Raw genomic sequence first — 10,378 nt, forward strand, 5'->3', positions numbered from 1 at the left:
GAACCGGGGTTCCGTCGAGGTGAGTCACCGAATGGCGTGGACCATTCGGAACCAAAACTGTGATGGTGTCAAAACGAAAGCACCCGCGGATGCGGCGGGTGCCCTCGTCGCTGGTTTATTTCTTTTGCCGAAGCTGTTCCAGGCGGCTGAGCGGCTTGGGCTTGGCGGGTGCTTTGGCGGCCGGTTTCGGAGCGGCCGGTTTTGGGGCATCGACTTTCGGCGGCAGTGGTTTATCGATCCGCAGCTCACCTGAACCGTTGGTCTGGACGATCGTTTCGTCACCGACTTTGACGCGGGCGATGCAATTGAGTGTCCGGTGGGTGCCGACCTTGGCCTTCGCGTCGATGACCAGCGGGAACGTCACACTTTCCGATTCCGGGGTGACCGGCTGGGTGGCGGCGGGGCTGGTCACACCGGCCGGGATTCCGACCAGTTCCACCTCGGCTTCCCCAGGGTATTCACGCAGGATTTCGATCGGAATCGTAACGCTGACTTCGGTTCCCAGTTCGCCGGCCGACTTGGGGAACGTGTACTTGAAGATCGAGTTTTCCACTTCCAACATGATCGGTGGCGTGGCCGTTTGGGCGGGACCCGTTTTGGTGTTGTAGGAGGCCACGAAGATGATCGGCCAGGTTCCGATTCCGGCACCGGTGTTGGCGGTGATTGGAATGTCGACTTCGGTTTTGCCCTTGGCGATCGAGCGACTGTTGTTGATCGAGATACCCGGCGGGTTGTAGAGCGTGCGGATGGAGACGGCGTCGTCGAAGCCTTCTTTCTTGTTAATCCGTACCTTCAGGTTCTTGCTTCCGCTCCGCACGATCGGCGTCTTCGGTTGGACGACTTCGATGGTGAAGGGAACTTCATCGGTCACGGCCATCGCGGCGCGTTCGGTATCGTATCCCCACATCTCGCGGCGGTTTTGTCCCAGCACCAGTTTGTGGTGTTGCGAAAGCTTGCCGCCGACCAACGGGTTCTTGTCGTCGCCTTTGGCAAAGATCGTGTACAGCGAGGCGTTGTGCGTGGCGTCCGGGGCCGCGGTCAGCAAGACCGGGACCTCGGGGCGTCCGGCCGGCATCGGGAACGTCGTCGCCGTGACGCCTTTGGGAAGTCCTTCGAAGGACAGGTTGACTTCGCCGTTGTATCGGTCGCGGGCGGCCGAGACGACCATGCCGACGCTTCCGCCGATCGGAACCGCGACGACATGAGCCTCGTCACGGCGGAGTTCCTTGAGCGACAGGTTGACCGCCGGCGTCGGCGTGCTGACTTCGATCCGATAGGTGTAGGTCGGTCCGCCGCCACGAAGGTGGTCATAAACTCGAACGGTGTGTTTGCCATCGACCTTGGCATCAAATTCGAGGAACGGATCAATCTTTCCGCGGCTGTCGTCGCTGGACGTGATCGTCGCGTGTTTCGGATCGAACACGTTCAGCACGGCGTCCAAGGGTGAACGCAGGACGTCTCGGGCAAACACTTCGACGCGGTACTTGGTGCCCTTTTTGGCTTCAAAGGTGAAGCAATCGTAGTCCTCGGGTTTCTCGATCACACCACAATAGGCACCGGGAACCGGAACCACGGGAGCGGATCGGCGATCATCATTGGGTTCTTGTTCCATCGCGACGGGCAGCTCGTTGACGCGAATCCAGTTCGGCGACGGGGTGACTCCATTTTCGTCTTCGGTCGTCACGCCCCATTGCGCATAGTTTTCGCTGGGAAGCGGAATCTTGGCAGACCGTTCGCTGCCGTCGGACAGGATCAACTTGGCATCCAAAACGGTCGACGGTGGGCCGCCGGCCGGGATGACGGCGACCGGTCGCGGGTAGGTGCCGACATGAAGCCGGTATCCACCCAGATCGCTGCCCAGGAAAGAACTATCGCGGACCAGGATGGAATACTTGCCGTCGGCGGGAGCGGTGAAGCTACACAAACCGTCCTGTTGGAACAGCGAGGAGTCGTCACTGGAGGCGACTTCGAATCGGCCTTCATCCAGGATCGCGATGTAGGGATCGAGGATGTTTTGGTTACGCAGTGAGTTGGCGATTCGAATGCCTTCGATTTCGACGTTCAGCGTCTGGCCGGCTTTCAACTCGACCTGGTAGTGGTCGATGTCTTCGCGTTTGACCACGCCGTCGATCGTCGAATTCAACTCGATCACCTGCGGTGCGGCGAAATCGTTGTTCGGTTCGACTTCGGCAACGACGGGCATCGCACCGACGCCCAGCAGGCGAAGGTTGGCAATCCCGCTCTTGGTGACCAACCGGATCGGATACAAGCCCGGCGTCAGGTCCGCAGCTGCGCGAAGTTTGACTTCCGTCGCACTGTTGCTGACCGCTTTGACTTCCAAGATCTCGATGCCGGGCAAGTCGCAGAGGACTTCGGAGGCGTCACTCAGGCGTGTGCCTTTGAAGGTGACGACCGATTCTTCACCGCGGACGACGCCGCGCGGTTCCAAGCTGGTGACGACAGGGAGTGTCGCGGATGCGTTTTGGATCAGCATCGTTCCGATCAGGAACGCGCCCACCCATGCCGCAGCGTGCGGCCGGAGAGCTGTTTGTTGTTTCATCATCGATTCGTAAACGATTGTGGAACAGGCAGGATTCGAACGCCCGATCTTTCAAGCGTTTGGTGGCAATGGCAATGGTCACGTTCGCTTTCAGACGCGTGGCGCAAGCTGGAAACTCTCGCCACGCGTCGCAAGCGTGTTTTCGTTTAAACCATCAAGGGTTCGATCAGCTTTCCGCCGTCGACGATTTCGATCGGTCGATCACCGGGCGCCATCAATTCTTTGTCCGCAACGATGCCGAGCAAGCGGTACATCGTGGTGGCCAAGTCGGCCGGTGAGACGGGGTTGTCTTCTGGTTCGGCTGCGGTCGAATCAGAGGCACCGTAGATCATGCCGCCCTTGATCCCGCCGCCAGCCATCAAGACACTGAACACCTTGGGCCAGTGGTCACGGCCCGCGTCGTTGTTGATCTTGGGGGTTCGGCCGAATTCGCTGCTGACCATCACCAAGGTCTCGTCCATCATGCCGCGATCGGTCAGGTCGTCGAACAGGGCTGCCAATGCCGTGTCGAGTGCGGGCATTTGACTCTTGAAGCCGTTGGTGATGTTGCTGTGCATGTCCCAGCCACCGTAGGTCAGCGTGACCAACCGTGTGCCGGCTTCGACCAGACGACGGGCCATCAGCAAACGCTGTCCAGCTTGGTTACGGCCATAGCGGTCGCGAACCTTGGCGTCTTCTTTGTCGATGTCGAATGCTTCTTTGGCCGCGGGCGTGTCCAGCAGGCTGTAGGCTCGCTCGTAGAACGTGTTCATCGCTCCCACGTTATCCGCTGCCGTCGCCGAAACAAATTGTTTGTTGACCGCTGCCAACGCTTCTTTGCGTCGCATGAATCGGTCGGCATCGACTCCGCCGGCCAAGTCCAAATCGCGGACCTTGAATCCGCTTTGGGCCGGATCCGAGCCGAGTGCGAATCCGCCGTAGCTGCTCGGCAGATAACCGGTCCCGGCGAATTCATTGGGAACGTTCGGGATGCACACGTACGGAGGCAGGTTGTTTCGCGGTCCGTATTCGTGGCTGACGACCGCGCCGAACGACGGGTAACGCAGCGCCGGGCTGGGCTTGTACCCGGTGAACATGTTGTGGGTGCCCCGCTCGTGGGCCGCTTCACCGTGGGTCATCGAGCGGATCACGCTGAACTTGTCGGCCCGTTTGGCCAACTGCGGCACCGCTTCGCCGAACACTTCACCCGTGTTCGTTTTGATCGTCCGCATCTCGCCGCGGTATTCCAACGGGCTGTACGGTTTGGGGTCGAATGATTCCTGTTGGGCCATTCCACCAGGCAAATAAACGTGGATCACGCTCTTCGCTTTGGCTTCGACAAAATCATAGTGCTTTTGCTCGGCCATCGCCTGACGCATCAGCAACTCGGGCAACGAGAGCCCGATCCCTCCGAGAGCACCAGCGGCCAAGAATCCGCGACGGCTAAATGGGTTTCCTTCGCAACGCATCGAACGACTCCATGAATCAGTGATGGGTGGGTGACTATCAGCGGCTTGAAATGCGGCCGATCCAATGCGTCGGTGACGCATCGCATTGGTTTCACGTTTCAAGCAGAATCGGAGCATCCGATCTCGCTGAAGTGTTTTGGTAGGCGGGGACAGCGATCAACGCCGAATGCTTTCGTCGTGATGCTGTGGGGGTGGGTGTGGTGTCCAGACAATTCGTCGCATGCTTGCACAAACGAATACTATCTGAACGACAACGAGTCTATCGACCGGATGAACCCTAGAAAATCACGTAACCGGAAAAATTATCCTTTCCGGATTGCGGACGTAATCCTCCTAAGGTTCGCGCTAGCGTAGCGGTAACCGCCAATGGAGTCAAATTACACTAGCTGGTGGGTGGTGCCGGTGCGGTCTATTGGGGCTGGTTTTGGGCGGTGCTCGGTGTCGTTAGTCCGGTAGGCAACGCAGGTATGTTGTAGCTGTCGCTAACAGGTGCCATGACCCCGACGGGGTCAAAGCCAGTAGCCGGAGGTGAGCGAAGCGATACCTCCGGGTATCCGGTCCCCCGCCCGACGCGACCCCGTCCGAGCAACGCTGTGAAGCATTTTTTAGCGGCAGGGCGCGAGCCCTCCGGTCCGTCAGGCATGCGTCACGCCGAGACCGGACGGCTCGCGCCGTTCCGCTAACACCTCGTAAAACGCGGGAAATACATGGATTCGCTGCGACCCCGTCCGGGGTCGAGGGGAGTTTGAGGCGTGCTTCCCGGAGGTGGCGCTGCGCTGACCTCCGGCTACTCGCTGGCATCCCTCCGGGATCCTCGGTTCGCTGCCGCTCTCCTTTGACACCTTGTCGATTTAGCGGCAGGGCGCGAGCGCTCCGGTCTGTCAACGCGCTTTCGACGCCGCCACCGGACGGTCGCGAGCGGCGTTCGTTACCACTGCAATTTCCACGTCTCGGGGGATTGCCCCAAGTCGTACCAGCCGTGGAAGTGTTCCAGCTGATCGGCTGGGGCCAATTCGATCGATCCCTGTTCGGCCAATTGATGGACGAACTCGCCGAGCTGTTGGCTGGAGCCGAACTCCCAAGCCATCAGCTCTTCGCGGCCCGATTCGGCGAAGTGGTCGACGGCCAATTCCAGCAAGACCCGACAAACGCCTTCGGCAGTGACGTGTCCCGCTTTGCACAACGCGGGGTCCTTCATGGCGACTCGGATCGTGTGGCGGACAAACTCCACCCGCTCGCTGTGGCCTGAATCAAATTCGGGGGCGTGATTCAGTTTGATGAGACCTTCTCCTTGAGTTTGTTGATGTCACCTTCGACCGACTGGCGTTGGTTGAGCAGGTCGTCGAGGGTTGCTCGCTCCTTCTCAACGACTTCCGCCGGGGCGCGTGAGACGAAATTCTCGTTCGACAGCTTGGACTCTTTGCCGGTGATTTGTTTCAGCAATTGACTGAGCAGTTTTTCCAGGCGCGTGAGTTCCGCTTCCACGTCGATGAATTTTTCCAAGTCGACGTGCACTTCGACGTCGATGGCCGGAATCGCCAGCGGGGCATCGGTTTCAAACGCTTCGGCCGCAGGGCCAATCTCCAGCACGTCGGCACCGGCCAGCGCCCCGAAGTACGGCTTCATCGGCTCGAGCAGTTTGCGGCTCGATTCGCTGCAGCGGATGGCGGCGGGGACCGTTTCACGCGGCGGGATGTTGCTGCTGGCGCGGATCTGGCGAATCGCACCGACGATGTTTTGGAACTCGGTGAATTGCCGTTCGATCGTCTCATCGAAATGGTCGCGGTTGGCTTGGGGCCAGTCTGCTTTCATGGCAAACTGGGACACCTTGACCGGCGTCAGGCCACGCTCGGGAGCCAATTCGCCGAGGAAGCCCCAGATCGATTCGGTCACGAACGGCATGATCGGATGCAACAATCGCAGCAGCGTATCGAGCCCATGCGCGATCACGTTTTGGGTCACGGCGCGTTGAGACGGGTCGGCAAGACGTGGTTTGGCGATTTCGACGTAAAAGCTGCAGAACTCGTGCCAGGCAAAGTCGTACAGGATTCGCGACACGTCGGCGAATTTAAATTGATCGATGCCCTCGGTCACCTGTTGTGTGACCGTTGCCAAGCGACTGAGCAACCAGCGGTCTTCCACCGGCAGGGTGGCTACGTCGATCGTCTCCGGCGTGTAGCCTTCCAGGTTCATCAACACGAACCGGGCGGCATTCCACAGTTTGTTGACAAAGTTGCGGCTGGTCTCAAACTTCTCGCTGACGACGGCGGCTTTGGGGTGTGCCAGGTCGGCTTCGGATTCGGCCCACTGCGTCGCAAAGGTTTTCTTGCACTCGGGGCACGGAACGGTTTTTGCAACCCGATTCTTTTTCGTTTGATCGATCAGCTTTTCGCAATGCGGGCACTCGTACTGCACGGGCATGCGAACGTCTTGCGTTTCGGTTGCCAGTCGAGCCAAACCGAACCGCAGCGAGTCGGGACCAAATTTGTCGATCACATCGATCGGGTCCACACCGTTGCCTTTGCTCTTGCTCATCCGTTCGCCGTTTCCGTCCAGGATCGTTGGATGGATAAAGACTTCGTCGAACGGAATTTCGTTCAGGTTGTTTAGACTCATCAACACCATCCGCGCGACCCACAACGTGATGATGTCTCGCGACGTGCAGAGCGTGGACGTGGGGTAAAAGTAGTCCAGTTCTTTGGTTTGTTGCGGCCAGCCGAGTGTGCTGTGGGGCCATAGTGCCGAGGAGAACCAGGTATCCAGCACATCGGGGTCACGCTCCAGCCCGAGCGCCTCGACTTTCGCTTCCAGCGGTGACTCTTCGTCGCGCAGGCAGACGAACACGCTGTAGGAAGTCGCCGAATCGTCTTCATCGTCGGCCTGGATTTTCGTCGCGATCAGTTGCTCGCCGCCCAGCGCCGCGGCTTGCTCGGCGACGGTACCGGCCTCGGCTTTGGTCGCAAAGGACGCCGACCAAATCGGAATCCGGTGTCCCCACCAAAGTTGACGGCTGACCGGCCAATCGCGTTTTTCGCCGAGCCAATCGAGGTAGCCCTTGCGGTAGCGGGTCGGATAGATGCGGACGCGATCATCACTGACGGCATCCATCGCCGACTGGGCCAGGTGGTCCATTTTGACGAACCACTGGTCCGCCAAATACGGCTCGATCGCCGTCTTGCTACGGTCCGACAGCGGCATTTCGATGTCGCGATCCTCGATGTCGCCCAGCAATCCGGCTTCGTCCAAATCCGCGACGACCTGTTTGCGGGCTTCGGCGATCGTCAGGCCTTCATAGGCGGGGACCAAACCGTTGAGCGTGCCGTCGGGATTCAGGATGTTCAGCATCGGCAGCGATTGCCGCTTTCCGACTTCGTAGTCATTCGGGTCGTGGGCCGGCGTGATTTTGACGCAGCCCGAGCCCAGTTCCGGTTTGGCCCACACGTCGGCGACCAGCGGGATCTTGCGTTCGGCCAGCGGCAGCATCAAACAGCGGCCATCGACGGCCATGTCGCGCAGTTGCTCCAGCTTCGGCAGCATCGTCTTGCGGCGCTCGAGCAGGGCGTCGAGTTGATTTTGCACGTCCGGCTTTTCTTTGGCGGTCGCGCCGGCGAGTTTTTCGCGGAGCTCGGCTTCCAATTTGTCGAACGTTTGCGCCGGGTCGGGGTGCACCGCGACGGCGGTGTCGCCGAGCATGGTTTCCGGGCGGGTCGTCGCAATCACCACGTGATCCGGTTCGCCGGGTTTGGGATCGATCACCGGGTAGCGGAAGTGATAGAAATGACCTTTCTTGGTCACGTTTTCCACTTCATCATTGCTGACGGCGGTTTGCAGGAACGTGTCCCAGTTGACCAGGCGTTTGCCGCGATAAATCAGATCCTTGTGGAACAGATCAAAGAACGTGGCACGCACCGCGGCGCCGCACATCGGATCCAGTGTGAACCGCAAGCGACGCCAATCGCAGCTGCATCCCATGCGTTTGAGTTGGCCCAGGATCCGCTTTTCGTATTGGTCTTTCCAATCCCAGATGCGTTTGACCAAGGCGTCGCGTCCGATGTCGTGCCGCGACAGGTTTTCCTGTTCTTTCAACCGCCGTTCGACGACCGCTTGGGTGGCGATGCCGGCATGGTCGGTGCCGGGCATCCAAAGTGTTTCGAACCCTTGCATCCGCTTGGTGCGGATCAAGATGTCTTGCAGCGTGTTGTTGAGCCCGTGACCGAGGTGAAGCGCGCCGGTCACGTTGGGCGGCGGGATCACGATGGTGTAGGGTTTCTTGTCGGGATTGATCTCGGCGTGGTTGCAACCTGCTTCATCCCATTTGGCACTGATTTCGCCTGCGGCGGTGCCATGATCAAATCGGTTTGGAATCATGTTTGTGCTTATGTTGCCGGTGTAACGTTTTCTTTGTGCAATTTGTATTCGACGGAATCGATCAACGCCTGAAAACTTGCTTCGATGATGTTGTCGCTGACGCCGATCGTCCCCCAGGATTCGTGGTGATCGGCACTTTCGATGTTGACGCGGGTGCTGGCCGCGGTGCCGGCGCCGTTGTCGACCACGCGTACTTTGTAATCGACCAAACGCATGTCCCGCAGTTGGGGATAGGACGGCAGCAGGGTTTCGCGGAGTGCGGTGTCGAGTGCGTTGACCGGGCCGTGCCCTTCGGCGGCGTTGAAGCAGTCCTGGTCGCCGACGCGGATTTTCAGGATCGCTTCGGCGTAGACGTCTTTTTCGTCGGCGGAGGTTTCGCCGGCGACGACGCGGTACTTGATCGGGCTGAAGTGTGGGGTGAACGTTCCGAGCACGCGTTTGATCAGCAAATCGAACGAGCCGCCGGCGTTCTCGAATTGAAACCCTTGGTTTTCCAGCCGCACGACTTCGGCCAGGATTTTGTCTTGAACTTCGCGGTCGTCTTCGATGCTGTGCTTGTTCGCCACGGCGACGATGTTGCTGCGGCCGGACAGTTCGCTGACCAAGATCCGCCGTTCGTTGCCGACCAGCGTGGGGTCGATGTGCTCATACGTCGAGGCGGCCTTGTTGATCGCGTGGACGTGCATGCCGCCTTTGTGGGCGAAGGCGCTCTGGCCGACGAACGGTTGCCCGCCGCGCCACTGCAAGTTGGCGGTCTCGTACACGAACCGGCTCAATTCGGTCAGCGGTTGCAGGCTGCGGCCGCCCAGCACGGAGTAGCCTTTTTTCTTCAGCGCCAAATTGGCCATCACGGAGATCAGGTCGGCATTGCCGCAGCGTTCTCCGATGCCGTTGATCGTCCCTTGCACCTGGGTCGCACCGACGTCGACGGCGGCCAGCGAATTGGCCACGGCAAGCTCGCTGTCGTTGTGGCAATGAATTCCGAAGGTCACGCCCGGGTAATCACGCAGCGAGTCGATCGCGGCGCTGGTGATTTCGGCGATTTGCTCCGGCAGCGAACCGCCGTTGGTGTCACACAGCGACATCACCGTCGCTCCGCCGCTGGCGGCTGCCCGCAGCGTTTGGAGGGCATACTCGGGGTTGGCGCGATAGCCGTCAAAGAAGTGTTCGGCGTCGTAGATGACCGCGGCATGTCCGGCCAAAAACTGGACGCTTTCGCCGATCATCGCCAGGTTTTCTTCCAGCGAGACGCGTAGGACTTCGGTGGCGTGGTAATCCCAGGTTTTTCCGACCACGGTGATCACCGGCGTGCGGGCCGCGACGAGTGCTTTCATTCCGGGGTCTTCGGCGGCTTCGACCCCGCGACGACGGGTCATGCCGAACGCACAGACCTGGGTGTCGCCCAAGTCGTGCTCTTGGATTTCCTGGAAAAATGCGACGTCTTTTTCGTTGCTCAGCGGATAGCCGCCCTCGATAAAATCGACGCCCGTTTCGGCCAATCGCAGCGCGATCTGCAGTTTATCGTTGAGGGAAAAACTGACGCCTTCGCCCTGGGATCCGTCCCGCAGCGTAGTGTCGTAGATTTGGATCGGTTTTGAAGTCATGGTTCGTTTTTCATTACGAAAAAACCCCCGGAGCTGGAACGCCACGGGGGTCAAAGTTTCTTCCAAAGGCTGTGCTTGAACGGCTCACTCGGCGGGCACAACGTGCCGGCGACGAAGCCGATCGGTCCCCCGCGTCATCGCTGGCAAACAGTGCCAGGGACGCGGCAAATAATGACAGGTTGAATTAGCACAGTGATCGTCGTGGATTAAATGATCGTTGTGAGGAAGCGGAATCGATGTCTTGAATTCACCTAAGAATCGAGAGAATACGGCGTCACCGATCATCCGTCAATCGCGGACGCGTCCCGACCGGGGTGGGCTAGTCGTCTATCTCAGCTCGAGTTTCGGGTAGTGGACGAGGCGACGAGTCCTCTGCCAAGATGCCGACTGCAGAGGAC

Annotated in this window: 5 protein-coding genes; all 5 read right to left on the bottom strand. The window is 59.6% G+C overall.

Translation table 11 applies throughout. The features are described from left to right. Positions 1–115 precede the first annotated feature (115 nt). A complete protein-coding gene (locus ABX749_RS09310; RefSeq protein WP_372895734.1) occupies positions 116–2,563 on the bottom strand; it encodes a pre-peptidase C-terminal domain-containing protein in 2,448 nt (815 codons plus the stop codon). Between the two features lie 143 nt (positions 2,564–2,706). Further along, positions 2,707–4,008: a DUF1501 domain-containing protein gene (locus ABX749_RS09315; protein WP_145208935.1), complete on the bottom strand. Its 1,302-nt coding sequence runs from the start codon at positions 4,006–4,008 to the stop codon at positions 2,707–2,709. A gap of 928 nt (positions 4,009–4,936) precedes the next feature. Continuing rightward, entirely contained in the window at positions 4,937–5,206 is a 270-nt protein-coding gene (locus ABX749_RS09320) for a hypothetical protein (protein ID WP_145208933.1), read from the bottom strand. A gap of 71 nt (positions 5,207–5,277) precedes the next feature. Continuing rightward, entirely contained in the window at positions 5,278–8,376 is a 3,099-nt protein-coding gene (locus tag ABX749_RS09325; protein WP_372895735.1) for a valine--tRNA ligase, read from the bottom strand. Between the two features lie 8 nt (positions 8,377–8,384). Then, on the bottom strand, positions 8,385–9,980 hold the full coding sequence (gene cimA / locus ABX749_RS09330; protein ID WP_145208928.1) for a citramalate synthase: 1,596 nt from the start codon (positions 9,978–9,980) through the stop codon (positions 8,385–8,387). Positions 9,981–10,378: the final 398 nt, after the last annotated feature.

The organism is Stieleria sp., assembly GCF_041595215.1.
Lineage (GTDB): Bacteria > Planctomycetota > Planctomycetia > Pirellulales > Pirellulaceae > Stieleria > Stieleria magnilauensis.

What these genes read in the sequence shown, in the direction of transcription:
- ABX749_RS09310 (WP_372895734.1), bottom strand. Translation starts at nt 2,563, where the DNA reads ATGATGAAACAACAAACAGCTCTCCGGCCGCACGCTGCGGCATGGGTG.
- ABX749_RS09315 (WP_145208935.1), bottom strand. Translation starts at nt 4,008, where the DNA reads ATGCGTTGCGAAGGAAACCCATTTAGCCGTCGCGGATTCTTGGCCGCT.
- ABX749_RS09320 (WP_145208933.1), bottom strand. Translation starts at nt 5,206, where the DNA reads ATGAAGGACCCCGCGTTGTGCAAAGCGGGACACGTCACTGCCGAAGGC.
- ABX749_RS09325 (WP_372895735.1), bottom strand. Translation starts at nt 8,376, where the DNA reads ATGATTCCAAACCGATTTGATCATGGCACCGCCGCAGGCGAAATCAGT.
- cimA (WP_145208928.1), bottom strand. Translation starts at nt 9,980, where the DNA reads ATGACTTCAAAACCGATCCAAATCTACGACACTACGCTGCGGGACGGA.